The organism is Rhodococcus sp. B50 (genome assembly GCF_013602415.1).
Lineage (GTDB): Bacteria > Actinomycetota > Actinomycetes > Mycobacteriales > Mycobacteriaceae > Rhodococcus.
The window spans coordinates 1,711,360-1,736,525 of record NZ_WPAG02000002.1 but is presented as its reverse complement, the minus strand read 5'-3'; the positions used below and the strand labels follow the sequence as shown (position 1 = coordinate 1,736,525).

At 68.7% G+C, this 25,166-nt stretch carries 21 protein-coding genes; 13 read left to right on the top strand and 8 right to left on the bottom strand.

From position 1 onward, the window contains the following. The first annotated feature begins 81 nt into the window (after positions 1–81). The 5 genes from dxr to GON09_RS08330 all read left to right on the top strand — a co-directional run bounded on the left by dxr (position 82) and on the right by GON09_RS08330 (position 6,491). Positions 82–1,233, top strand: a complete 1,152-nt coding sequence (dxr, locus tag GON09_RS08350) for a 1-deoxy-D-xylulose-5-phosphate reductoisomerase (RefSeq protein WP_213931394.1) — start codon at positions 82–84, stop codon at positions 1,231–1,233. Positions 1,234–1,248: 15 nt separating this feature from the next. Further along, a complete protein-coding gene (locus GON09_RS08345; RefSeq protein ID WP_213931393.1) occupies positions 1,249–2,466 on the top strand; it encodes a M50 family metallopeptidase in 1,218 nt (405 codons plus the stop codon). Between the two features lie 45 nt (positions 2,467–2,511). Next, entirely contained in the window at positions 2,512–3,666 is a 1,155-nt protein-coding gene (gene ispG / locus GON09_RS08340; RefSeq protein WP_213931392.1) for a flavodoxin-dependent (E)-4-hydroxy-3-methylbut-2-enyl-diphosphate synthase, read from the top strand. A 114-nt stretch (positions 3,667–3,780) separates the two neighbouring features. Continuing rightward, the gene (locus GON09_RS08335; protein ID WP_213931391.1) at positions 3,781–4,617 is read left to right on the top strand and encodes a GNAT family N-acetyltransferase; all 837 of its coding nucleotides are present in this window, start codon (positions 3,781–3,783) and stop codon (positions 4,615–4,617) included. Positions 4,618–4,712: 95 nt separating this feature from the next. Then, positions 4,713–6,491: a penicillin-binding transpeptidase domain-containing protein gene (locus tag GON09_RS08330; RefSeq protein ID WP_213934354.1), complete on the top strand. Its 1,779-nt coding sequence runs from the start codon at positions 4,713–4,715 to the stop codon at positions 6,489–6,491. Positions 6,492–6,589: 98 nt separating this feature from the next. Here GON09_RS08330 and GON09_RS08325 read toward each other — a convergent pair whose 3' ends face one another. Beyond that, positions 6,590–7,960 (bottom strand): APC family permease, encoded by a 1,371-nt coding sequence (locus GON09_RS08325; RefSeq protein ID WP_213931390.1) that lies wholly within the window; start codon positions 7,958–7,960, stop codon positions 6,590–6,592. Positions 7,961–8,032: 72 nt separating this feature from the next. Further along, the gene (locus GON09_RS08320; protein ID WP_213931389.1) at positions 8,033–8,896 is read right to left on the bottom strand and encodes a LuxR C-terminal-related transcriptional regulator; all 864 of its coding nucleotides are present in this window, start codon (positions 8,894–8,896) and stop codon (positions 8,033–8,035) included. Positions 8,897–9,004: 108 nt separating this feature from the next. Between GON09_RS08320 and GON09_RS08315 the strand changes: the two genes are divergently transcribed. Next, positions 9,005–10,648, top strand: a complete 1,644-nt coding sequence (locus GON09_RS08315) for an AMP-binding protein (RefSeq protein ID WP_213931388.1) — start codon at positions 9,005–9,007, stop codon at positions 10,646–10,648. Positions 10,649–10,712: 64 nt separating this feature from the next. Next, the gene (gene map / locus GON09_RS08310; protein WP_213931387.1) at positions 10,713–11,570 is read left to right on the top strand and encodes a type I methionyl aminopeptidase; all 858 of its coding nucleotides are present in this window, start codon (positions 10,713–10,715) and stop codon (positions 11,568–11,570) included. 46 nt (positions 11,571–11,616) lie between these two features. On the opposite strand, the gene GON09_RS08305 is transcribed toward map, so the two are convergent. From GON09_RS08305 to GON09_RS08295, 3 genes are read right to left on the bottom strand one after another with little or no spacing between them, the layout of a single operon-like run. Next, on the bottom strand, positions 11,617–12,354 hold the full coding sequence (locus GON09_RS08305) for a hypothetical protein (protein WP_213931386.1): 738 nt from the start codon (positions 12,352–12,354) through the stop codon (positions 11,617–11,619). Then, a complete protein-coding gene (locus GON09_RS08300; protein ID WP_213931385.1) occupies positions 12,351–13,256 on the bottom strand; it encodes an ABC transporter ATP-binding protein in 906 nt (301 codons plus the stop codon). The genes GON09_RS08305 and GON09_RS08300 overlap by 4 nt, the downstream gene beginning before the upstream one ends. Then, entirely contained in the window at positions 13,253–13,612 is a 360-nt protein-coding gene (locus tag GON09_RS08295) for a GntR family transcriptional regulator (protein WP_213934353.1), read from the bottom strand. Before GON09_RS08295 ends, GON09_RS08300 begins: the two co-directional genes overlap by 4 nt. Positions 13,613–13,733: 121 nt before the next feature. Between GON09_RS08295 and GON09_RS08290 the strand changes: the two genes are divergently transcribed. Further along, complete coding sequence (locus GON09_RS08290) at positions 13,734–14,300, top strand: alpha/beta fold hydrolase (RefSeq protein WP_213931384.1); 567 nt, start codon at positions 13,734–13,736, stop codon at positions 14,298–14,300. Between the two features lie 76 nt (positions 14,301–14,376). Here GON09_RS08290 and mtr read toward each other — a convergent pair whose 3' ends face one another. Further along, positions 14,377–15,750 (bottom strand): mycothione reductase, encoded by a 1,374-nt coding sequence (gene mtr, locus GON09_RS08285; RefSeq protein WP_213931383.1) that lies wholly within the window; start codon positions 15,748–15,750, stop codon positions 14,377–14,379. Then, positions 15,747–16,790: an alpha/beta hydrolase gene (locus tag GON09_RS08280; protein WP_213931382.1), complete on the bottom strand. Its 1,044-nt coding sequence runs from the start codon at positions 16,788–16,790 to the stop codon at positions 15,747–15,749. The genes mtr and GON09_RS08280 overlap by 4 nt, the downstream gene beginning before the upstream one ends. A gap of 186 nt (positions 16,791–16,976) precedes the next feature. Here GON09_RS08280 and mqo point away from each other — a divergent pair, with 186 nt between their 5' ends. From mqo to GON09_RS08260, 4 genes are all read left to right on the top strand, one after another. Beyond that, positions 16,977–18,503, top strand: a complete 1,527-nt coding sequence (mqo, locus tag GON09_RS08275) for a malate dehydrogenase (quinone) (RefSeq protein ID WP_213931381.1) — start codon at positions 16,977–16,979, stop codon at positions 18,501–18,503. A 99-nt stretch (positions 18,504–18,602) separates the two neighbouring features. Then, a complete protein-coding gene (gene cobA, locus GON09_RS08270; protein ID WP_213931380.1) occupies positions 18,603–19,865 on the top strand; it encodes a uroporphyrinogen-III C-methyltransferase in 1,263 nt (420 codons plus the stop codon). Positions 19,866–19,924: 59 nt separating this feature from the next. Next, positions 19,925–21,346: an MFS transporter gene (locus GON09_RS08265; RefSeq protein WP_244866004.1), complete on the top strand. Its 1,422-nt coding sequence runs from the start codon at positions 19,925–19,927 to the stop codon at positions 21,344–21,346. A gap of 72 nt (positions 21,347–21,418) precedes the next feature. Next, entirely contained in the window at positions 21,419–22,501 is a 1,083-nt protein-coding gene (locus GON09_RS08260) for an FUSC family protein (RefSeq protein ID WP_213931378.1), read from the top strand. Here GON09_RS08260 and yaaA read toward each other — a convergent pair. Continuing rightward, complete coding sequence (gene yaaA / locus GON09_RS08255) at positions 22,494–23,237, bottom strand: peroxide stress protein YaaA (RefSeq protein ID WP_213931377.1); 744 nt, start codon at positions 23,235–23,237, stop codon at positions 22,494–22,496. The two genes, GON09_RS08260 and yaaA, sit on opposite strands and share 8 nt — an antisense overlap. 53 nt (positions 23,238–23,290) lie before the next feature. Between yaaA and GON09_RS08250 the strand changes: the two genes are divergently transcribed. Continuing rightward, positions 23,291–25,024, top strand: a complete 1,734-nt coding sequence (locus GON09_RS08250) for a proline--tRNA ligase (protein WP_213931376.1) — start codon at positions 23,291–23,293, stop codon at positions 25,022–25,024. The last annotated feature ends 142 nt before the right edge of the window (positions 25,025–25,166 follow it).

Sequence of the window (25,166 nt, the reverse complement as noted above, 5' to 3'; positions counted from 1 at the left end):
GCGGGGCATACGTGGCGCCTCCCGGGGTGTGGAGACCGGGCGGTTCAGGAACCCTTCAGGTGCGTGGGGAACAATGCTCGCGTGGCCGACACTCGATCTTCTTCCCGCACCCGGGTGCTCCTGCTGGGCAGCACCGGTTCCATCGGTACCCAGGCACTCGACGTGATCGCCGCCAACCCCGACGACTTCGAAGTCGTCGGTCTCGCCGCCGGCGGCGGCAGGACGGACCTGCTCGCCGAGCAGATCCGCGCGACCGGCGTACGCGAGGTCGCCGTGGCCGATCCCGACTCCGCCGCACGACTCGACCTGCCGGTCCGGAGCGGCCCGGCCGCCGTCACCGAACTCGTGCGCGAGGTCGACGCGGACGTCGTGCTCAACGCCCTCGTCGGCTCCCTCGGTCTCGAACCGACCCTCGCGGCGCTCGGCACCGGTGCGCGACTCGCGTTGGCGAACAAGGAGTCGCTGGTCGCGGGCGGATCGCTCGTCACGACGGCGGCGGCACCCGGCCAGATCGTTCCCGTCGACTCGGAACACTCCGCGCTGGCGCAGTGCCTGCGTGGTGGCACCGGCGACGAGGTGGCGCGTCTCGTGCTCACCGCCTCGGGCGGCCCGTTCCGGGGCTGGGCTTCGGACCGCCTCGAATCGGTGACGCCCGAGCAGGCCGGCGCTCACCCCACCTGGTCGATGGGGCCGATGAACACCCTCAATTCGGCGACGCTCGTCAACAAGGGACTCGAACTCATCGAGACGCACCTGCTCTTCGGTGTGGACTACGACCGGATCGACGTGACGGTGCATCCGCAGTCGATCGTGCACTCGATGGTCACCTTCGTCGACGGTTCCACGCTCGCCCAGGCATCGCCGCCGTCCATGAAGCTGCCGATCGCGTTGGCTCTCGGCTGGCCGCACCGGGTCCCGCACGCCGCACCGTCACTCGACTTCTCGACGGCCTCGACCTGGGAGTTCGAACCCCTCGACGACGACGTATTCCCCGCGGTGCGGCTCGCACGCCAGGCGGGTGCCGGTGGTGGATGTCTCACCGCCGTCTACAACGCGGCCAACGAAGTGGCTGCGGAGGCCTTCCTCGCCGGAAACCTGTCGTTCCCGCGGATCGTGCAGACCGTCGAGGCCGTGCTGAACGACGCACACGAGTGGTCCGCCGAACCCAGTACCGTGGACGACGTGCTCGCCGCCGACGGCTGGGCCCGCGACCGGGCGCGCACACTCGTATAGGAGGATCGGCCACTCATGATGTTCGCACTGGGCGTGGTGGTGTTCGCCCTCGGCATCGCCATCTCCATCGCCCTGCACGAGGCCGGCCACATGTGGACGGCGCAGAAACTGGGCATGAAGGTCCGTCGCTACTACATCGGTTTCGGCCCGCGCGTGTTCGCGTTCCGCCGCGGTGAGACCGAATACGGTCTCAAAGCCGTTCCGGCCGGCGGGTTCTGCGACATCGCGGGCATGACGGCCCTGGACGAACTCGCACCCGACGAGGTCGACCGCGCGATGTACAAGCAGAAGACGTGGAAGCGTCTGGTCGTGATGTCCGGCGGCATCGCGATGAACTTCCTGCTCGGCATCGTGCTCATCTACGGCCTCGCTGCGACCGCGGGACTGCCCAACACCGACAATCGCGCGGTGGTGGGCACCGTCGGTTGTGCCGCACCGACCCAGGACGGTCCGCCCGACTACACCCCTGCCGACTGTTCGGGCCCCGGTCCGGCCGAACAGGCCGGCATCGAACCGGGCGATGTGATCGTCGCGGTGGACGGGCAGCCCGTCGAGACGTTCGGCGACCTCGTCCGGGCCACGCAGCCGCTGTCGGGCACGGTGCCGTTCACCGTCGAGCGCGGCGACGAGACCCTCACCGTGCCGGTCACGGTGCAGCAGGTCCAACGCTGGGTGTACGAGAGCGAGTCGCCCGACGCCGAACCCGTCTCCCGGACGGTCGGTGCGATCGGTGTCGGTGGTGAGCCGGGAATCATCGAGTACACGCCGCTGACAGCGATCCCCGCCACCCTCGACTTCACCGGCTACCTCGCGGTCCGTACCGCCGAGGCACTCGTGAGCCTGCCGAGCAAGGTCGCCGACCTGTGGACGGCCGTCACCGGGGGAGAGCGTGCGGTCGACACCCCGGTGAGCGTCGTCGGGGCCAGTGTCATCGGTGGCCAGTTCGCCGAGCGCGGCATCTGGGAATCGTTCGTGCTGTTGCTCGCACAGCTGAACTTCTTCCTCGGTGCGTTCAACCTCCTCCCGTTGCTGCCCCTCGACGGCGGACACATGGCCGTCGCGATCTACGAGAAGGCCCGAAATTGGCTGCGCGGCCTGCGCGGGCTGCCCGTCGGCCCGCCCGTGGACTACATGAAACTGCTGCCGCTGACCTATGTGGCGGTGGTCGTCGGTGGGGCATACATGGTGCTCACACTCACAGCAGACATCGTCAACCCCATCAAGCTGTTCTGATCTGCGCCGGTAGACTTGCCGAGTAGCGACGAAAGAAGGCGAACTGTGACCAGCCCCGTCGGATTGGGCATGCCCGAAATTCCTGCGGTCCTCGCACCCCGACGCAAGACCCGCCAGCTCATGGTCGGAAATGTCGGTGTCGGCAGCGATCACCCGGTGTCCGTGCAGTCGATGACCACCACGAAGACGCACGATGTGAACGCCACTCTCCAGCAGATCGCCGAGCTCACGGCGTCCGGATGCGACATCGTGCGTGTCGCGTGCCCGCGCCAGGAGGACGCCGACGCGCTCCCGATCATCGCGAAGAAGAGCAAGATCCCGGTGATCGCCGACATCCACTTCCAGCCGCGGTACATCTTCGCCGCGATCGACGCCGGCTGTGCGGCCGTGCGCGTCAATCCCGGCAACATCAAGGAGTTCGACGGTCGCGTCAAGGAGGTCGCGAAGGCGGCCGGCGATGCCGGAATCCCCATCCGCATCGGCGTGAACGCCGGTTCGCTCGATCCCCGCCTGATGGCCAAGTACGGCAGGGCCACCCCGGAAGCACTCGTCGAGTCGGCGTTGTGGGAGGCCGGCCTGTTCGAGGAACACGGCTTCGGCGACATCAAGATCTCCGTCAAGCACAACGACCCTGTCGTGATGGTCGAGGCCTACCGGCAGCTCGCCGCGCAGTGCGACTACCCGCTGCATCTGGGTGTCACCGAGGCCGGTCCGGCTTTCCAGGGCACCATCAAGTCGGCTGTGGCCTTCGGCGCGCTTCTGAGCGAGGGCATCGGCGACACGATCCGCGTGTCGCTCTCGGCGCCGCCCGCCGAGGAGATCAAGGTCGGCACGCAGATCCTGCAGTCGCTGAACCTGCGTCCCCGCAAGCTCGAGATCGTCTCCTGCCCGTCCTGCGGCCGCGCTCAGGTGGACGTCTACTCGCTCGCGAACGAGGTCACGGCCGGCCTCGAAGGCATGGAGGTGCCGTTGCGGGTCGCGGTGATGGGCTGCGTCGTCAACGGCCCCGGGGAGGCCCGCGAGGCCGACCTCGGTGTGGCTTCCGGAAACGGCAAGGGCCAGATCTTCGTCAAGGGCAAGGTCATCAAGACCGTGCCCGAGGCGCAGATCGTCGAGACGCTCATCGAGGAAGCGATGCGGATCGCCGACGAGATGGAAGGTGACGCCTCGGGCGGCGGTCCCGTGGTGTCGGTCGGCTGATACAGGTGGGGCGCACGGGGCGGGCTTCTCTCACTTTCGGGGCCTCCGGTTTCCAGGCTGCCGCCCGACATGGCACCCTGATGTCGTATCGGCTTGTCGACGGGTGGTGAGCGAGTGCTCAAGCTTCTGGGTGTCCGGTCGTTGGGCGGACGTGACACCGCCGCGGTGCTCCGGGTGCTCGCCCGAGACCCCGTCGCCGCGTGCATGGTGGCCGGCCGCATCGAGGAGTACGGACTCGACGGACGTGCCGTCGGCGGCGAGATGTGGAGCCGCGGCGGACCGGAGACGTCGCTGTGCTTCTCGGGTGCCAACCTCATTCCGTTGCTGGGCAGCCCGGACGACATCCAGGCGTTCGCCGAACGCGCGAGTCGCGGTCCGCGATTGTGTTCGTCCATCGTCGGTCGCGCCGAGTACGCGCTGCCCATGTGGGAGCGGCTCGAATCCGCGTGGGGCGCTCCCCGCGAGGTGCGCGCCGAGCAACCGCTCCTCGTTCTCGACCGCGAACCGCTCGTGGACCCCGACCCGCAGGTCCGGCTCGTGCGGCCCGACGAACTCGATGTGTATCTGCCCGCCGCGATCTCGATGTTCATCGAGGAGGTCGGCATCGATCCACGGACCGGTGACGGCGGTGCGGGCTACCGGCGTCGCGTCGCGAGTCTGATCGGGGCGGGACGCGCCTGGGCGCGCTTCGAGAACGGGCAGGTCGTGTTCAAGGCGGAGGTGGGCTCGCAGTCGTCCGCGGTGGGTCAGATCCAGGGCGTCTGGGTCGATCCGGCGCACCGCGGCACGGGTCTCGGCACGATCGGTACAGCCGCTGTGGCGTGCGCGGTTGCCCGCAGCGGTCGCCTGCCGAGCCTCTACGTCAACAGCTTCAACGCCCCGGCCCGCGGGGCTTACGCCCGCGCAGGATTCCGTCAGGTCGCGACGTTCTCCACGGTGCTGCTCGACTGATTTCCCGACGGTTCTGCCTACGATGACGGGCGATGAGACCTCGAAGCGCCACCCCGGCATCCCTGTACACCCGCGCGCTCCGGATCGGCGCGGCGTTGTCGGCGACTGTCGTGCTCCTCGGCCTGGCCGTCGCATGCACGCCGCGACCGGCCGGGCCCGAGGCTGCCGCCCAGGCATTTCTCGACTCGTTCGCCGCACAGGACGTGGACTCCGCGGCGGCCCGCACGGACCGTCCCGATGACGCGGCCGTCGCGATGCAGGAGGTCCTGGACGGGTTGCAGGCAGAATCCCTCACGGCCGCAACCATATCCGCCCGGATCAGCGGCGACTCCGCCACCGTGGGATACAGCTACGAATGGCACCTGCCGAAGGAACGGGTGTGGCAGTACGCCGGTGAACTCAATATGGGGCGCAGCGGGAACGACTGGGTCGTGCGGTGGGCGAAGTCCGCGCTGCACCCGCAGCTCGGCGAACGGCAGACCATGCTGCTCCGCAGCAGCCCGGCACCGCGCGCCCGGGTCAACGAGCACGCCGGCAGCGACATCCTCGTCCCCGGCACGGTCTACGGCATCGCGTTCGACGCGTCGGAGGCCACCGATGTCGCCGGTGCGGCACGTCGGCTCGCATCGACACTCTCGGAGTTCGACTCCTCGCTCACCGCGCAGGCCATCGCGGAATCGGTGACGGCCGCGTCCGGGCCGCGTGCGGTGCTGCGGCTGCGCGAGGACGACTACGAACGCGTCGCCCCCCGCCTCGCCGGGATCGACGGGGTCGTAGTGACCGAGCAGGCCGATCTCGTCGCGACCGACCGCAGCTTCGCTCCCGATCTCGTGGGGCAGATCAAGAAGACCGTCATCGACGAGGTCGACGGCACGGCGGGGTGGAGTGTCGTCGTGGTGAACCAGTACGGCGTAGACACCGGGGTGCTCACCGAGACACCGCCGAAGCCGGTGCCGTCGTTCTCTGTCAGCCTCGATCGTCCCCTTCAGCTCGCGGCCCAGGCGGCCGTCGACGCGCGGACCGAACAGGCGATGACGGTGGTGATCGAGGCGTCCACGGGCGCGGTCCTGGCGGTGGCCCAGAACAAGGCCGCAGACCGTGACGGGCCCGTCGCGCTGGCCGGCCAGTACCCACCGGGGTCGACGTTCAAGATCGTCACCTCCGGTGCGGCGATCTCCGCCGGGCGTGCGACCCCGACCACCATGGTTCCGTGCCCCGGCCGCATCACCATCGGGGAGCGGAGCGTGCCGAACTACAACGAGTTCGAGCTCGGAACGGTTTCTCTCGCCACGGCGTTCGCCCGATCCTGCAACACCTCGTTCGCCAAGCTCGCCTCCGAGATGGAGCCGGACGCGTTGACGGTGGCCGCCTCGCAGTTCGGGATCGGCGTCGACTACGAGGTGGTCGGGATGCCCACCTTCACCGGTTCGGTTCCTCCCGCGGAGGATCTCGTCGAACGGACCGAGGACGGCTTCGGTCAGGGCAAGGTCGTCGTCAGTCCGTTCGGGATGGCGCTGACCGCGGCGACGGTCGCTGCCGGCCGCACCCCCGTGCCGTATCTCATCGCCGGGCGCGAGACGGTCGTCGACGGCGCACCACCGCCGGTGACGCCGGAGACGGTGGAGGGTCTGCGCGAGATGATGCGGCTGGTGATCACCAGCGGCACAGCCGATCGCATCCGGGACCAGGGCGACGTCTACGGCAAGACCGGTGAGGCCGAGGTCGAAGGCGGGTCGCACTCGTGGTTCGTCGGGTACCGCGGTGATCTCGCGTTCGCGACGCTCGTCGTCCGCGGCGGCAGCTCCGACAATGCGGTCGCGGTCACGCGTGACATGTTCGCCGCCCTGCCGCCCGAATACGCCGAGGGAGCCTGACTCATGTCCGGGCCGGATCGGGTTCGCTCCGGCGCCCACCGCGGAGCTGCTCGCGGTCTCCCGCTTCGCCCAGGGCGGCGCCTGCTCTCCTGGTGATGTCAGCTCTCCTCGGGATCCGTCGTACCCGTGGGCCGGCCGTCGTGCCGGCCCGCGAGTCGGGTCACCAGCCACAGCACGACACCGATCCCGAGCAGGACCCCGGCCGTCCGGTACTGGGTGACCGGACGATCGACCCACGGCAGGACGAGGAACAGGCAACTGACCGTGCCCAGCAGCGGAAGGATCGTCGGTGCGCGGAAATGGTGATGCTCGACGTGGTCCCGCCGCAGAACCAGGGCGGCGACGTTCACGATCGCGAAGACCCCCAGCAGGAGCAGAGCCGTCGTCCCACCGAGCTCGGGGACCCCGCCGACGAAGACCACGAGACCGATCGCGAGCAGCGTCGTGAACACGATCGCGACGTAGGGGGTGCGGCGCGTGGGGTGGACTCGTCCCAGGCCAGGTGGCAACACGCCTTCGCGGGCGATGCCGTAGATCAGTCGGCTCGCCATCAGCATGTTGATCAGCGCGGTGTTGGCCACGGCGAACATCGTGACGAACGCGAAGATTCCGACCGGGAACGCCGGTGCACCGACCTCGACCACGCGCAGCAACGGCGTCTCACCCGCCCCCAGTTCGTCGGGGGGGACGAGCGCCACCGCGGTGATCGACACGAGCACGTACACCAGTGCGGCAAGACTCAGACCCAGCAGCAGCATCCTGGGGAAGATCCTGGTGGGTTCCTTGCACTCCTCGGCCATGTTCACCGAGTCCTCGAATCCGACCATCGCGAAGAACGCCAGGGCCGTCCCCGCGACCACCGCGGCGAAGACGGACCGGTCGCCGGAATCGATCTCGACGACGCGCGAGAAATCGCCGCCACCGAATCCCAACGCCCACATGCCGATCGCCACAATGATCAACAGGCCGCACAACTCCACCACGGTGAGCACGACATTGGTCTTCACGCTCTCGCCGACGCCGCGGAAGTTGATCACCGCCAGGACGAGCACGAAGACCACCGCGATCACCGTGATCCCGGCCGTGCCGGCCAAGTCGAGTTCGAAGGCCTCGGCGAAGTTCGCCGCGAACGCCCGCGCGGCCGTGGCCGCGGACGTGATCCCCGAGGACATCACCGCGAAGGCCACCAGGAAGGTCAGGAAGTGCACGCCGAACGCCTTGTGCGTGTAGAGCGCCGCTCCGGCCGCCCGCGGGTACTTCGTGACCAGCTCCAGATAACTGAACGCCGTCACCGCCGCGACGGCGAACGCGACGAGGAACGGAAGCCACACCACGCCGCCGACTTCGTTCGCGACCTCACCGGTGAGCGCGTAGATGCCGGTGCCCAGGATGTCGCCGATGACGAACAGCAGGAGCAGTCCCGGACCGAGGACGCGGACGAGCTGGGGTGAGGCGGTCGTCTCGGTCATCGCGGGTCCCCTTCCGCTCACCACTGTCCGCACAGGGCGCTCGCGCGCGCCGGGCAGGGGACCCGACCGGAATCAGGGCAGCAGACCCGATTTTCGCGCGGCGACGACGGCCTCGTGGCGGGAATGGACGTCGAGCTTGCTCATGGCGCTGCGCAGGTAGCTCTTGACCGTCTCGGCACCGACCGACAGGCGCTGGGCGATCTCGGCGTTGCTGCAGCCGAGCGCCACATGGGACAGCACGTCGGTCTCGCGCGGGGACAGCACGACCTCCGTCGTTTCCGGCTGCGTCCCGTCGAGCACTCCGGCGAGGCGGTCGGAGAGCGAGCGGAGCTTCGCCTGGAGCGCCGGGTCGGTCGCGCCCTGTGCGAGCACCCGTAGCTCGGCGTGGACCTCGCGGACCTGCGCGGTCGCGACCGGATCGCGGTCGTCGGACGAACGCTCGAGCATCGCGAGTCGCCGATCGACTTCGTCGCGGACCGCGATCTCGTGCGCGAGACGTGCCGCCGCCTGCGCGAACGCCGTCACCGCGCGATCACCGACCGGGGCGCACTCGCGGGCCGCGCCGTACAGCACCGCGCGGGCCTTCCCCTCGACGAGCACCGGCACGGCGAGGATGGACCGTAAGCCCTCGTACAGCACGGGACGGTCGAAGTGGTGCGTGATCGACGCGGAGCGACCGTAGTCCGAGACCGTCACCACCCGGGACTCCGCGAGGACGCGACCGCCGAGACCGGCCCGCGGTGGTACCACGACTCCGGCCAGGCTGTTGGTGCGGGTGCCGAAGAATTCGCTGAGCTGCAGCGATCCCTGCTGGACCTCGCCGGCGAAGACCACCGGCAGTTGAGCCTGCGCCGCGGTGCGGCGGAGTTCTCCGCGCAGGGCGTCACCGTCACGGGGACGCAGCAGCGCCGACGAGGAGGACGACACGAACGCCACCCCTTTCCGGGGGTATCGGGGACCATGGTGTGACTCGAATCATAGACGGCGAACGGGTGTGCTCCACAGATCACGAACACCCTGGCCGGTACGGACGAAAGGACCACAATGGGCGACACAGCGAGCCGCGTGCGGACACTGCTCGAGCGTTACGACACGACGGACGCCTGCGCAGCCCGACTGCTGTGCGACGACCATCCCGCCGACGCGGTGGCATTCACTGTCATCGACGCCGACCTGAGCTTCACCGACCTCACCTACGGTGAGCTTCGGGAACGCTCTGCCCGCTTCGCCTCGGCGCTGGCGGATCTCGGCGTCGAACCCGGTGACCACGTCGCGACGCTCATGGGCAAGTCTGCCGATCTGGTCGTGGCAGTGCTCGGCATCTGGCGTCGCGGCGCGGTGCACGTGCCGTTGTTCACCGCCTTCGCGCCGCCGGCGATCGCCTTCAGGCTCGACGCCAGCGGCACCAAGGTGGTCGTGGCCGACCGCGACCAGTCGGGCAAACTTGCCGCCGGCACCGACATCCCCGCCGATGTCCCGTGGCAGGTCGTCGTGGCCGGTGAGGGGAATCCCGACGCGTCCGGTCGCGGAGCCCGCGACTTCGGCGAACTGCTCGCCGCACACTCGGCCGATGACCCCCGCGGCGAAGCGGTCGCCGTGGGCGCCGAAGGACGTCTGGTCCAACTGTTCACCTCCGGCACGACCGGCACGCCCAAGGGTGTGCCCGTCCCGGTGAAGGCGCTGGCGTCCTTCCACGCCTACCTGGAGTTCGGTCTCGACGTACGCGAGGACGACGTCTTCTGGAACGCGGCCGATCCGGGATGGGCGTACGGTCTCTACTACGCGCTGCTCGGGCCGCTCGCCGCCGGTCGACGCAGCCTCCTGTTGCACGCCGGCTTCTCGCCCGCGCTCACCTGGAAGATCCTCGACACCTTCGGCGTCACCAACTTCGCGGCGGCCCCGACCGTCTACCGGAGCCTGAAGGCCGACACGGCGGAGCATCCGCAGGTCCGGCTGCGACGCGCCTCCTCGGCCGGGGAGCCTCTCACCCCCGACGTCCTCGCCTGGTCGGAGGAGACCCTCGGCGTTGTGGTCCGCGACCAGTACGGTCAGACAGAACACGGCATGTTCGTCGTCGACGCGTGGGCGGACGAGTTGCGCGAGGACACCCCGCCGCGGTCGATGGGCAAGCCCCTGCCGGGCTGGAGCTGCACGGTGCTGCGCGAGGACAGCGACGAGCCGGCCGAGCCGGGTGAGGTCGGACGCGTCGCGATCGACGTGCACGCGAGCCCGCTGGTGTGGTTCACCGGCTATGTCGACGCCCCGGAGAAGACCGCCGGCCGGTTCAGCGCGGACGGCAGGTGGTACCTGACCGGCGACGCCGGGAAGGTCGACGAGAACGGCTTCTTCTTCTTCTCGTCCCGCGACGACGACGTGATCATCATGGCCGGTTACCGCATCGGGCCGTTCGACGTCGAGTCGGTGCTCGTGATGCATCCCGACGTGATCGAAGCCGCCGTGGTAGGCCTTCCGGATGAACTGCGCGGCGAGGTCCTCGAAGCGTTCGTGGTGCTGCGCGAGGGAGTCCACGGCGACGATGCGCTCGAGGCGGACCTCCAGAAGCTCGTGAAGCAGAAGTACGCCGCGCACGCCTACCCGCGCGTCGTCCACTTCGTTCCGCACCTGCCCAAGACGCCGAGCGGTAAGGTCCAGCGCTTCAAGTTGCGCCAAGCGGGCGCCATCGGCTGATCGGTGGATGACGGCCCGATCGGTGGATGACGGGGAGCGGGGCGCGGCAGCTAATCTGGACGTCATGGCTACCCGCGCTCCGCTCGTCCCCGGCACTCCGACTCCCATCCGGGAGGTGCCCGCGTCGATCGAACGCCCGGAGTACGTGTGGAAGCCCACGGCGAAGGAAGGCAACGAGCCGTGGGTGCAGACGCCCGAGACGATCGAGAAGATGCGTCTCGCCTCGAAGATTGCCGCGCAGGCCCTCGTCGAGGCCGGTAAGGCCGTCGCACCGGGCGTGACCACCGACGAGATCGACCGCATCGCACACGAGTACATGTGTGATCACGGCGCCTACCCGTCGACGCTGGGCTACCGCGGTTTCACCAAGTCGTGCTGCACCTCGCTCAACGAGGTCATCTGCCACGGCATCCCCGACTCGACCGTCGTCGAGGACGGCGACATCGTCAACATCGACGTCACCGCCTATATCGACGGCGTCCACGGCGACACCAACGCGACCTTCCTCGCCGGTGACGTCTCCGAGGAGGTCCGCCTCCTGGTCGAACGCACCCGCGAGGCGACGATGCGGGGTATCAAGGCGGTCAAGCCCGGCCGCGCCCTCAACGTCGTCGGCCGGGTCATCGAGGCCTACGCCAACCGCTTCGGCTACGGCGTCGTCCGCGACTTCACCGGCCACGGCATCGGCGAGACCTTCCACAACGGGCTGGTGATCCTGCACTACGACCGCCCCGACATCGAGACGATCATCGAACCCGGCATGGTGTTCACCGTCGAGCCGATGATCAATCTCGGTACCCCCGATTACGAGATCTGGGACGACGGCTGGACGGTCGTCACCAAGGACCGCAAGTGGACCGCGCAGTTCGAGCACACCATCGTCGTCACCGACACGGGCGCCGAGATCCTCACCCTGCCGTGACCACCGATCCGTCCGGCCGCCGAACCGTTTCCGGAGGCCGGTGGATCTAGGGTGCGGCTTTCCGGGCGATCTGCCAGGTCGCGCCCATGCACACCGCAGCGACCAGCACGGGGAGTACCACCAGGGTCGTGGCCGGCGCCGCATCGGCGAACCACGACCACAGCGCCGACCACGATCCGGTCCACGTCACGAGGATCGCGGCGAGACCACCGAGCACGACGACGGACGCGGTGGCTGTCAGCAGACCCGTTGCGCGCCAACGGTGCTGGATGGCTCCGGCGAGCATCGCCAGCGCGATGATCAGGAGCATCGTGGTGACGAAGCCCAGGAACTGCACCACGGAACTGTCGGTGACGAAACGCAGGATTCCGAACATCCGCATGTTCACGCCCCAGCCACCGGTCGCGGCTTCGAGCACCGAGAGGATCTGGAAGACGACCGAGAACACCGCGGACTGCACCACGGCGATCCACACCATCGACTGCATGTAGTGCGATCGGGTGGAACCGAGACGTAGTGCGAACGAGAACATCTGGGTCATCGCCAGGAGGTAGAACGCGATGATGAAGCCGTAGACCGACAGCACGCTTCCGGTGACGTTGTACTCGGCACCCGTGTCGACGAGCGAGAAGATCACCCACGGGATGAGGGCGGAGGTGACCAGCAGTCCGACGGGCCACGCGATGAACAGCGGCCACGAGACGAGTTGCAGGCGGGCGACGGACAGGACGCGCGCGGGCCCGGTGGTGACCGGGGCCGGCAGCAGCGGGATCGCGGTGGTCACAGCGATGCCTCCTCGTTCGTGGTGACGGATTCGGGTGTCCGGTGGAGATGGACCACGAGGTCCTGGAGCGAGATCGGTTGCACCTCCACCCGTCCGGAGGTGCGGGGAAGTTCGTCCGGGTCGTTGCGGAGGAAGGTCGTGCGGGTGACGCCGCCGAGTCCCTCCGTGTGCAGGACGGTGCTGTCGCCGACCGTTCGTGCCACCTCGTCCGCCGGCCCGGTCGCCTGCGCGGCCCGGGTGCGCAGCGTGTCGGTGTCCTCGTCGACGACGAGATGTCCGCGGTCGAGCACGAGGACGTGTTCCAGGAGGTCGGCGGCCTCGTCGATCAGGTGGGTCGACAACACGACGGTGCGCGGCCGCTCGGCGTAGTCGAGCAGCAGTTCGTCGTAGAACATCTGCCGGGCGACGGCGTCGAGGCCCAGATACGGTTCGTCGAAGATCGTCACCGGTGCACGCGACGCGAGGCCCACCACGATGCCCAGCGCGGAACTCATGCCGCGGGAGAGTTTCTTGACCTTGCGGCCGCAGGGCAGCGCGAACTTCTCGGCCAGCCGTTCTGCGTACGCCCGGTCCCACAGCGGCAGAAGCAGTTCCGCCGAGGCGAGCACGTGCCCGACGCGCATGTCGTCGGGATAACGCTGGGTGTCGGCGACGAAGCACAGCTGTTGGAGCACTGTGGTGTTCTCGTACGGATCGGCTCCGAACACCTCGACGTTCCCGGTGGTGGGACGCGTGTGGCCTGCGAGCAGCTGCATCAGGGTGGTCTTGCCGGCGCCGTTGCGGCCGAGCAGGCCGTAGATCGTGTTCCGGTGCAGTGTGAAGTCGGCGTCGGTGAGGGCGGCGACGTCCCCGAACTGCATGCCGAGGTGACGTGCGCGGACGACGGGCGAAGTGATGGTCATCTGTGCTCCCGTGTGTCGAGCATGGACTTGAGCTCGTCGATGTCGATTCCGAGTTTCTCGGCCTCGAGGACGAGCGGGACGACGTACTGCCGGGCGAACCGATCCCGTCGGCGGGCGATCAGTTTGTCGCGCGCGCCGGTGGTGACGAACATGCCGATTCCTCGCTTCTTGTAGAGGATTCCCTCGGCTGTCAGGGCATTGAGCCCTTTCGCCGCCGTGGCCGGATTGATGCGGTGGAAGGCCGCCAGTTCGTTCGTGGAGGGAACCTGCGCCTCTTCTGCGAGGCTGCCGTCGACGATCGAGTTCTCGATGATCTCGGCGATCTGTCGGAAGAGGGGCTTGCCCTCGTCGTTCAGCACGACGCCCCTGAACCCGAAGGTAGGTGCATCGGTTCATTACTCATGTAATGAACCATAGGACTTGATCGCCGATACGGCAAGAGCCGGGACACGTACCGCGGCCATGTAGCGTTTGCGCATGGACTCGAGGACGGTGACCACGCCCGGTGGCGACGTGCAGGTACGGATCGGTGGCCCCGAAAGTCGTTACACGGTGCTGCTCTTCCCGGATACCGGGGAGAACGCGGACGTGTACGACGTCGTATGCGAACGGCTGCATACCTCCGACCTGCGGACGATCGTGGTCGAGAAGATCGACGGACTCGCCCCCGGTGACGTCTTCGCCCTACTCGACGGTCTCGCCCTGCCCTGGGTGCACCTGGCGGGCAGTGGGGCAGGAGCCGAGCTGGCATGGGCCGTCGCCGCAGGACGATTCGGACGCTTCGCGAGTCTCGTGGTCGCCGATCGCGGCCATCCCGCGGTCCCGGACCGCGACGGCACGGTGCGCGACGCCTCGGCCCCGCCCGCGGAGGTCCCCACCACGATCGTCGTGGGTAACTCGTCGCGTCGCGCCGAGGCCGATGCGTCGATGCGCTACGTGACGGGGGAGTTCCGGGTGGTCGAACTCGACGGGGTGGACAACGTGCCCGTCGACGCGCCCACCGACTTCGCGTCCGCGATCGCGCTGCGTACCGGCAGCTGGTGAAACGAGTGTGGCCTGCAGCCCGGGAGGGCGGCAGGCCACACGGCGCCGATGAGGGTGCTCGGAGACCGAGACGTGCTCAGAGACCGAGAAGTGCGTTCTCGACGAGTTCGGGCAGGGCGGGGTGGATCCAGTACTGGCCGGTTGCCATCTCCCGAGCGGGCAGACCGAACGACATCGCCTGGATGAGCGGCTGGATCACCGTCGACGCCTGCGACCCGATGATGTGGGCGCCGAGCAGCAGACCCGTGGACCGATCGGCGATCAGTTTGCAGAAGCCCTCGGTGTCCTCCATCGCCCAGCCGTAGGCGACGTTCCCGTAGTCCTGGATCTTGACGGAGATGTCGTATCCCGCGTCCCGGGCCTCGGCCTCGGTGAGGCCGACGGTCGCGATCTGCGGATCGGTGAACACGGCCGACGGGACGAAGCGATGGTCCGTTCGGTGCAGACCCGCGGTGTCGCCACCCCATGCGCCGTGGAGCAGGTTGTGCTGTACGACCCGTGCCTCGTGGTTGGCGACGTGCTTGAGCTGGTAGGGCGACGACACGTCGCCGAGGGCGAAGACCCCCGCCGCGGACGTGCGCTGGAACTCGTCGACCACGATGCGGCCCTCCGCGTCGAGTTCGATGCCGGCCGCCGCAGCGTCGAGCAGGTCGCCGTTCGGCTGCCGGCCCGTCGCGACGAGCAGGGCGTCGCCGCTCACGACGGTGCCGTCGGCGAGTTCGACCTCCACGCCGTCGCCGACCGGACGGAACTCCCGCGCGGGGTTGGCGAGGTGGACGTCCCATTTGGCGGCGGCGAGCGCGGTGAATCGTTCGGAGACGTCGGCGTCCAGGTGCCGCAACAGGCGGTCGGTCCGCGCGATCACAGACACCCGCGTGCCGAGCGCCGAGAACACGTGGGCGAACTCCATCGCGATGAAGCCGGTCCCGAGGATCACGAGGGATTCGGGCAGTTTCGGCAGTCGCATGACGTCGTCGCTCGTGTGATATCTCACACCGGAGTCGAGAACGTCCTGTGGGATCGTCGGCCGCGAACCGGCCGCGACGACCACCTGATCCGCGGTGATCACCTCTCCGGTTCCCGTGTCGATGCGGCGTTCGCCGACGAAACGCGCGTGACCGTCGTAGACCGTGACGTTGGCGCAATCCTCGCGACGGTAGCGCTCGCCACCGGCCGCGATCGGGTCGATGCGGCCGAAGACCCGGTCGACGATGTCGTTCCACCGCACTCCGTCGACGGACGCGTCGACGCCGTACTTCGCCGCGTTCCGGATCGTGTGGGCGACCTCCGCGGCATAGACGTACATCTTGGTGGGGATGCAGCCGACGTTGAGACAGGTGCCACCGAAGGTGCCCTCTTCGAGAAGGGCGACGCGCATCCCGTCGTAGCGCTCGTCGAGGATCGAATTCCCCGATCCTGTGCCGATGATCGCGAGGTCGTAGTGGGTCACGCGTGCTCTCCCATGGGTCGATGCAGTACGGAAACGGTGGCGGTGCCGGCGGAGTCGTCCGCCTCGCCCGCTCCGTCCAACCATTCCAGCCACAGGTCCAATTCCCGGAAGGCCACGGCGAGCGGGCCGGGTGTGGACAGGAACACGTCGTGGCGGGCACCGTCGATCGGCACGATGGTCGTGCGGTTCCCGAGGCATCCTGCCCATCGCGCGATCTGGCGGACGTCGAGCACCGCGTCGACGGTGTCGACGCTCGCGTCGTACCGCGGAGCGGAACGCGAGGCGCCGGACCGCAGGATCAGCGACGGCACCCCGACATCGAGTCCGCGGTGCAGTACGGCATGGCCCCGTCGGACCGCGCGCAACCACCCGAACCGGATGGGGAAACCGGTGAGCGGCTTCCAGTCGAGGTCGTAGCGCCAGCCGTCGCTCTGCAGGCTGCGGCCGTAGCTTTCGGTCTTCGGCAGCGGGATCAGCGCTCGGGGCCGGATCCGGCCGACGGCGTCGATGAGCGTCGTACCCACATTGCGCAGATAGGAGGGTCCCTGCAGGTCGAACCACGGGCTGTTCAGGACGAGACCCACAATGCCCGCCGCGGCCACCCCACCGGGTCGGCGACGGAGCCGATCGAGCCACAACGGCAGCACCAGCCCGCCCGTCGAATGGGCCGCCAGCAGCACACCGCCGCCGACTTCGCTGCGCACCACCCGCAGCGCCTCGTCGAGTTCGGCGTCGTAGTAGGCGAGATCGGTGACGAAGTGGGGGGTGTGCCCGGGCGTCCGCGAGCGGCCGCACTTGCGCAGGTCCAGCGCGAAGAACCGGTAGCCGCGCGCCGCGAAGTGCTCGGCGAGATGCTGCTGGAAGAAGTAATCGGTGAAGCCGTGGACGTAGAGCACCGCGCGGTCGGGCAGATCGGTGGTCGCCGGCTGGTAGCGCACCAGGGTCGCCGAGATCTCGCCCTCACCGTCGGGGTCGGTGCCCAGCGGCAGTTCGAGCTGCTCGTAACCGTCTCCGAGGACGTCGGGACGCCAAGTAGTCACTATCACACCCTAGGTGTGTTCGCCGACCACCGCTCATGGGTACACAATGAGGTGAAATGAAACGCCGGACAACGCGCGGGTAACCTGTCGGTCGCATTCGCGCGCCGCGTTGCGGGACACTCACGCGAGACGGTACGTCCGTACTTCGACGGCGCGTGCGAACCAGACAAGGAAGTCGATTTCCCAGTGTCAGAGAACGTAGTAGCGAAAACCGACGTAGTGCTCGTGGGCGCGGGCATCATGAGCGCAACCCTCGGTGCGTTGTTGCGTCAGGTGCAGCCCGACTGGTCGATCACCGCGTTCGAGCGTCTCGACGCTGCGGCGGCCGAGAGCAGCGACCCCTGGAACAACGCCGGTACGGGCCACTCCGCGCTGTGTGAGCTCAACTACACCCCCGGTAAGCCGGACGGTTCGGTCGACATCGCGAAGGCCGTGAACGTCAACGAGCAGTTCCAGGTCTCGCGGCAGTTCTGGGCGTACGCCGTCGACAACGGCATCCTGTCCGACCCGAAGAACTTCATCAACCCGGTTCCGCACGTCAGCTTCGTGCACGGCGCCGAGAACGTGAAGTACCTGCGTGCCCGCTACGACGCTCTCGCCGGCCATCCCCTCTTCGAGGGCATGGAGTACACCGAGAACCCCGAGGTCTTCACCGAGCGCCTGCCGCTCATGGGCAAGGGCCGCGACTTCTCCGATCCGGTCGCGCTGAACTGGACGCAGACCGGCACCGACGTCGACTTCGGCGCCCTCACCAAGCAGCTCATCAACCACGTCGCGGCCTCCGGCGGCTCCGTCTTCTTCGGACACGAGGTCACCGACATCGCGAAGCAGTCCGACGGCAGCTGGATCGTGAAGGTCCGAAACCGCCGCACCGGCGAGTCGCGCAAGGTCCAGGCGAAGTTCGTCTTCGTCGGCGCAGGCGGCGGTGCACTGCACCTGCTGCAGAAGTCGGGCATCAAGGAGATCAAGGGCTTCGGCGGCTTCCCCGTCTCCGGTGCCTTCCTGCGCTGCACCAATCCGGAGGTGATCGCGCAGCACAGCGCGAAGGTCTACGGCAAGGCCGCGGTCGGTGCCCCTCCGATGTCGGTTCCGCACCTCGACACCCGCGTGATCGGTGGCAAGCAGGGCCTGCTCTTCGGCCCCTACGCCGGGTGGTCGCCCAAGTTCCTCAAGCAGGGCGGCATCATGGATCTGCCCAAGTCGGTCAAGCCCGGCAACCTGATGTCGATGCTCGGCGTCGGTGTCACCGAACTCGGTCTGGTCAAGTACCTCGTCGGTGAGCTCATGCAGTCGCCCGCCGACCGCATCGGCACCCTCGCCGAGTTCGTTCCCGAAGCGCGTCTCGAGGACTGGGAGCTCATCGTCGCCGGTCAGCGGGTGCAGGTCATCCGCCGCAAGGGCGCGGGCGGTGTCCTCGAGTTCGGTACCGCCGTGGTCAACGCGGGCGACGGTTCGATCGCCGGTCTGCTCGGTGCGTCGCCGGGTGCCTCGACGGCGGTTCCGGCCATGCTCGACGTGCTCGAGCGCTGCTTCCCTCAGCAGTGGGCGGGTTGGCAGTCCAAGCTCCGCGAGATGGTCCCGTCGCTCGGGGTCAAGCTGTCCGACAACCCCGACCTGTTCCGCCAGGTCTGGGATCACAGCACGAGGTCGCTCGAGCTGGACGTCGTCTCCGACACCGTGGCAGAGGCACCCGCCGAGGCTGCCGCGGTCTGATCCGATCACGGCACCTGTGGCCCGAGGCGATGCCCGGGCCACAGGTGTGCTGAGGGCGGGTCCGACCGGTGGATTCGCCGAGACACGAGAGATGGGGAGATGCCCGTGCCCGCTGCTGCAGAGGACGAGACCAGCTACCTGGTCGGACTCGATCTCCGGGGACGCCGTGTCGTGATCGTCGGAGGAGGCAGCGTCGCGCAGCGGCGTCTCGGCCTGCTCGTCGCGTCCGGCGCCCGCGTCCACGTCGTCACCCGGGCCGCGACCCCCGTGGTCGAGAGCATGGCGACGAAAGGCCGTATCTCGCTCGACCTGCGCGACTACCGCGACGGCGATCTCGACGGCGCGTGGTACGCCATGGCCTGCACCGACGAGCCCGAGACCAACGCGGCCGTCGTCGCCGAGGCCGAACGCAACAGGATCTTCTGCGTCCGCGCCGACAACGCCCGCCACGGCAGTGCCGTCACCCCGGCCACGGCCCGCTACGAAGGCCTCGCCGTCGGCGTCCTCGCCGGAGGCGACCACCGCCGGTCCGCCGCCGTGCGCACCTCGATCCGCGACGCCCTCGCCGGAGCGGCCCTCACCGAGTTCGCCGACGCCGGCCCGAAGCCGGTCGGAGTGGCCCTCGTGGGTGGCGGTCCCGGCGATCCCGATCTCATCACTGTCCGCGGCCGCAGGCTTCTCGCCCGCGCCGACGTCGTGGTCGCCGACCACCTCGCGCCGCAGGAACTGCTCGCGGAACTCCATCATCACGTCGAAGTGATCGACGCCGCGAAGCTCCCGTACGGACGCGCCATGGCCCAGCAGATGATCAACGAGACCCTGATCGACCGCGCGAAGGCCGGCAAGTTCGTCGTCCGGCTCAAGGGCGGCGACCCCTATGTCTTCGGTCGCGGCTACGAGGAACTCGAGGCCTGCACCGCAGCCGGGATCCCGGTCACCGTCGTCCCGGGCATCACCAGCGCGATCTCCGTTCCGTCCGCGGCCGGCATCCCCGTCACCCACCGCGGCGTCACCCACGAGTTCGTCGTCGTCAGCGGACACGTCGCACCCGGTCATCCCGACTCGCTCACCGACTGGGACGCGCTCGCGAAGCTGCGCGGCACCCTGGTCCTGCTCATGGCCGTCGAACGCATCGAACAGTTCGCCGATGCCCTGATCGCCGGCGGACGTCCCGCAGACACCCCGGTGGTCGTCGTGCAGGAGGGAACTCTGCGCAGTCAGCGCGTGGTGCGCGCCGCCCTGTCGACCGTCGCGCAACGCGTCCGGGACGAGGCCGTGCGCCCGCCCGCGATCATCGTGATCGGGCCGGTGGCCGGATTCGGACTCGATCCGGAGACCGGCTCCGACTCGGACGGTGGGTAACGTTGGGTCACGTGTCAGCCACCTCGCATCCGTCGGCCACTCGCGCGGTCGCTCTGGCCATGTTGGTCCTCAGCGGCCTCCAGTTGATGGTCGTTCTCGACGGAACGGTCGCGAATCTCGCGCTCGCTCCGCTGCAGAGTGATCTGGAACTGTCGGATTCGGGTCGAAACTGGGTCCTCACCTCGTACGCCCTCGCGTTCGGCGGACTGATGCTTCTCGGTGGCCGCCTGGGCGACAGTTACGGACGCAAACGCATGTTCATGGGCGGGGTCGGCCTGTTCACCCTGGCCTCCCTTCTGTGCGGGCTGGCGACGGGCGAAGCGATGCTCATCGGCGCTCGGGCCCTGCAGGGTGTCGGGGCCGCGGTCGCGTCACCGACCGCCCTCGCGCTCGTCGCGACGACCTTCGCCGCAGGCCCGGCACGCAACCGCGCCATCGCGGTCTTCGCCGCCATGACGGGCGTCGGGTCCATCGCGGGGCTCATCCTCGGCGGTGCCCTCACGCAGGTGTCGTGGCGCTGGATCTTCCTCATCAACGTCCCCATCGGTGTGCTCATCGTCGTGCTCGCTGCGATCGCGCTGCGTGAGACCGCGTCCGAACGTCTCGCGCTCGACGTGCCCGGCGCGATCCTCGCGACGCTCGGCTGCACCGGTCTGGTCTTCGGTCTCACCGAAGGTCCGGAACTCGGCTGGTCGAGCCCCCCGGTGATCGGCGCCGTCGCCGCGGGCTTCGTGCTGCTCGGACTGTTCCTGCTCGTCGAGCGGCGGGCCGAGAACCCGCTGCTGCCGTTCGTGCTGTTCCGGAACAAGGACCGCGTCGCGACCTTCGTGGCGATCTTCTTCGCGGGCGCGGTGATGTTCAGCCTCGCGGCCTTCGTCGCCTTGTTCGTGCAGGACATCCTCGGCTACAGCCCGCTCGCCGCGGGTCTGGCGTTCGTGCCGTTCGCTTTCGGCCTCGGCGGCGCCGCCGCGGTGTCGTCGAAGATGGTCGCGCGGATCGAACCCCGCTGGCTGGTGGTGACCGGTTCGGCGATCATGACGCTGAGCCTGCTCTACGGGTCGACGATGGACGGCAGCGTCCGCTACTTCCCGACCCTGTTCGTGCTGGTGCTCGTCGTCGGTTTCGGTGTCGGTCTGGCCGTCGTCCCGCTGCCGCTGTGTGCGATCTCCGGGGTGGGCCCGCACGAGATCGGACCGCTCTCGGCGATCGCGCAGGTCGCGCAGACCCTCGGAGGTCCGGTCGGTCTCGGCGTCATCGGGGCGATGGCCACCTCGCGGACGATGTCGCTCGGCGGGGCCTCGGGGGCCGTCGCCGACATGACCGACGCCCAGCTCGTCGCCCAGGGTGAGGGTTACATGTTCGCGCTGGTCGGCTGCGCCGTCTGCGCGGTGATTGCCGGTATCGCGGCGCTGTTCATCCGCTTCACACCCGAAGAGGTCGCCCAGGCGCAGGAAGCCGAGAAGGCCGCGCAGACGTCCTGACCGCTCGACCGCCGTCGCGACGGATGAGTTTGTTCACGCCTGCCACGCGCGAGCGCCGGGTACCCGACGCCCATGCAGGTCGGTGTTCTCGAACGGGGCAGATTCGTCGGATCATGGATCGTCCGGGCCGTACGTGAGGCCGGGCACGAGCGGTACGTCGCCCTCCAGGCGTTCCGGTCGACGCTCGCTGCGGTCGTGGCGTGGCTCCTCGTCACCGAGGTGTTCCATTTCCAGCAGGCGTTCCTCGCGCCCTACGTCGCGGTCTTCCTCGTCGAGGCCACGCTCGTCCGCTCGCTCCAGCAGGCCGCGGTGCAGGTCGGTGCGGTCGTCGCGGGTCTGCTGGTCGCGGTCGTCGTGACGCGGCTCGTGGAGTCGACGACCGCGGCGATCGGGATGGCGGTGGCCGTCGGCTACTTCGCGGGACGCTGGCGACGGTTCGGGTCCAGTGGCATCTGGGTGGCGATCACGGCGTTACTGGTGATCGCGACCGGCGCATCGGACAGTCCGGTCCTGCTGAGCGAACGCCTCGTCGAGACGATGATCGGGGCAGCGGTCGGCGTCGCGGTGACCGCGCTGGTCTTCCCGCCCGTGTACTCGGCGGGCAAGGAGGGCGCCGAGCTCACCGGCGAACTGCGCGACCTGCTCCGGGACATGGCCACCGGATGCCGCGAGGGATCATCGGGGTCCCGCGACTGGGTGCAGCGTGCGCGAGGCATCGACAGCTTCGTCCAGCGTGCCTTCGACGAATCCCGGTGGGCGCACGAGAGCGTCAGGTTGAATCCTCGCCCCGCCGCGGCCCGGGCCGGCGAGTGGGCGCGTCGCTGGGACCGGACACTCGACGACCTGTCGTCGGTGTCGAGCGCGGTCGAGGAACTCGCGCACGCCCTGGATCCGGTGCTCGGGGACGAGTTCGCGGAGGCCGACCGCCAGGACGTGCGTTCGGCGCTGGCTGCGGTGCTCGATGCTCTCGCCGAGATGATCGACGCCGTGGGGGCGGGTCGGGAGGTCGATCCCGACGGGGCGTGCCGCCGGAATCTCACCGATCTCGAGCGGTTCGCCGTCGAGTCGGGCGACATGGCCCTGACGGCGCGGCTCGGTGCCGTCCTGCACTCGGCCCGCCGGATCGTCGCCGCGATGGGACTCGAGGTCAGGTGAGCACGACCAACTCGGTCGGCGACTCCACCTCCACGCGCAGTCCGGCCTTCGACGCGACCCGCGCGAGCGAAGAGACGTCGCCCGGTTCCGCCCGCGTGAGCACCAGTGCGCGGGCCAGCAGGCCCTTGTGGTGCTTGTTGAAGTGGCTGACGACTTTGCGGGTGCCGTCCGGCTGTTCGGTGAGAACCGTGGCGGTGACCGCACCCGGCACGGGGCCGAGTTGCCGGTAGACACCGGAACGGAGATCCACCACGAGATCGCCGTCGGCCTCGGCCATCAGCGCCTCGGTGAGTTCGGTCCGCCATACGGCCTTCAGCGTGCCGAGGCCGGGGAGCTTCGAACCTCCCGACAGACGGTAGGCGGGAACCGGATCGGCGGCGCGCAGAGCGCCGAACAGCGCCGAGCCGATCCCCAGACGCCGATAGGCCTTGTCCCGCTGGGCCTTCGTGAACGCTGCCGCGTCGAGCGCGTCGTACAGCACCCCGGTGTAACGCTCGAGCGCCGGGCGGGTGGGCGAGACCCACAGCTTCGCGTTGCGTTCGATCTCGTCGGCGCCCTTCGTGCCCAGCCCGAGCGCGCGGCTCGACTCCTCGGGATCGGCGGCGAGGTCGACGAGCGCCTGCACGAGCATCTCCCGTGTCTCGGTCAGCTGCGGCATCGACAGGTCGGCGAGGTCGAGCGGCCCGCCGTCGCCGCCGTCGGACTTGGTTTCGGAAGGGGGGAGAAGCACCAGCACAACCGGTAACCGTACCGACGTCGCAGAAGACGGCCACGGTAGGCTGCGAGGTCGTGATCACCCGCATGTCGCACCTGTTCCTCCGCACCCTCCGAGACGACCCGGCCGACGCCGAGGTCGCGAGCCACAAGTTGCTGGTCCGAGCCGGTTACGTGCGACGTATCGCGCCCGGCGTGTACTCGTGGCTGCCTCTGGGGCTGCGGGTGCTGCGGCAGATCGAGCGGGTCGTGCGCGAGGAGATGAACTCCATCGGTGCGCAGGAGATCGCCCTGCCGGCGCTGCTGCCGCGCGAGCCCTACGAGACCACCAACCGGTGGACCGAATACGGCGACGGCCTGTTCCGGCTGCAGGACCGCAAGGGCGGCGACTACCTGCTCGGGCCCACCCACGAGGAGCTCTTCGCGCTCACCGTCAAGGGTGAATACAACTCCTACAAGGACTTCCCGGTCACGCTCTACCAGATCCAGACGAAGTACCGCGACGAGGAGCGTCCCCGCGCCGGTATCCTCCGCGGTCGCGAGTTCGTCATGAAGGACTCGTACAGTTTCGATCTCACCGACGAGGGCCTGGCCCAGTCGTACAAGGCGCACCGCGACGCCTACGAGCGCATCTTCGCGCGCCTCGGCGTGAAGTACGTGATCGTCTCGGCCACCTCCGGCGCCATGGGCGGAAGCGCCTCCGAGGAATTCCTCGCCGACTCGCCCGCGGGCGAGGACACCTACGTGCGGTGCCTCGAATCCGGCTACGCGGCGAACGTCGAAGCGGTGAAGACCCTGGCGCCCGAACCGCTGCCGATCGACGGACAGCCCGAGGCGGTCGTGCACGACACCCCCGACACCCCGACGATCGCCTCGCTCGTCGCCGCGGCGACGGAGATCCTCGGTCGGGAGGTCACCGCGGCCGAGACGCTCAAGAACGTCATGGTCAAGGTCCGGCAGCCCGGCGGCGACTGGGAACTGCTCGGCATCGGCATCCCCGGCGACCGCGAGGTCGACGACAAGCGTCTCGAGGCCTCGCTCGAACCCGCGGAGGTCGAACTGCTCACCGACGCCGACTTCGAGTCGAACCCCTTCCTCGTCAAGGGCTACATCGGCCCGAAGGCGCTGCTCGCCAACGGTGTCCGTTATCTCGTCGACCCGCGTGTGGTCGACGGCACCAGCTGGATCACCGGAGCCGACGAGCAGGGCAAGCACGTCTTCGGTCTGGTCGCCGGTCGCGACTTCACCCCGGACGGAACGATCGAGGCCGCCGAGGTGCGCGACGGCGATCCGTCGCCCGACGGAGCCGGCGCACTCGTCTCCGCCCGCGGAATCGAAATCGGGCACGTCTTCCAGCTCGGCCGCAAGTACACCGATGCGTTCGCGGTGGACGTGCTCGGTGAGAACGGCAAGCCCGTGCGTCCCACCATGGGCTCCTACGGCGTCGGCGTGTCGCGTCTGGTCGCCGTGGTCGCCGAACAACAGCACGACGAGAAGGGCCTGCGCTGGCCGTCGGAGATCGCGCCGTTCGACGTGCACCTGGTGATCGCCAACAAGGACGAGCAGGCTCGGGAGGGCGCCGAGAACCTCGCCGAGGAACTCTCGAACGCCGGCCTCGAGGTGCTGCTCGACGACCGGAAGGCGTCGCCCGGCGTCAAGTTCAAGGACTCCGAGCTGCTCGGTATGCCGCTGGTCGTCGTGGTCGGCCGCGGCTTCGCGGACGGCAAGGTCGAGGTCCGCGACCGCTTCTCCGGCGACGCCGACGAACTGCCGATCGGTGAGGTCGTCCAGCGCATCCTCAATCGCTGAATCCCTGTCTGTCGGTGCCCTCGCACGCTCTGTGCGGGGGCACCGCTGCATCTGCGCGAAGGCGACAATACCGGCATCGGATAGGTAACGCTAACCTCAGTCCGTTCTTGTGGTCTGTCACGACAGAAACGGATGGTGGATA

Bases quoted from the DNA above. Each gene is read 5' to 3' on its own strand.
- GON09_RS08345 (WP_213931393.1), top strand. From the start codon at position 1,249: ATGATGTTCGCACTGGGCGTGGTGGTGTTCGCCCTCGGCATCGCCATC.
- GON09_RS08325 (WP_213931390.1), bottom strand. From the start codon at position 7,960: ATGACCGAGACGACCGCCTCACCCCAGCTCGTCCGCGTCCTCGGTCCG.
- GON09_RS08315 (WP_213931388.1), top strand. From the start codon at position 9,005: ATGGGCGACACAGCGAGCCGCGTGCGGACACTGCTCGAGCGTTACGAC.
- map (WP_213931387.1), top strand. From the start codon at position 10,713: ATGGCTACCCGCGCTCCGCTCGTCCCCGGCACTCCGACTCCCATCCGG.
- GON09_RS08300 (WP_213931385.1), bottom strand. From the start codon at position 13,256: ATGACCATCACTTCGCCCGTCGTCCGCGCACGTCACCTCGGCATGCAG.
- GON09_RS08290 (WP_213931384.1), top strand. From the start codon at position 13,734: ATGGACTCGAGGACGGTGACCACGCCCGGTGGCGACGTGCAGGTACGG.
- cobA (WP_213931380.1), top strand. From the start codon at position 18,603: ATGCCCGTGCCCGCTGCTGCAGAGGACGAGACCAGCTACCTGGTCGGA.
- GON09_RS08265 (WP_244866004.1), top strand. From the start codon at position 19,925: ATGTTGGTCCTCAGCGGCCTCCAGTTGATGGTCGTTCTCGACGGAACG.
- GON09_RS08260 (WP_213931378.1), top strand. From the start codon at position 21,419: ATGCAGGTCGGTGTTCTCGAACGGGGCAGATTCGTCGGATCATGGATC.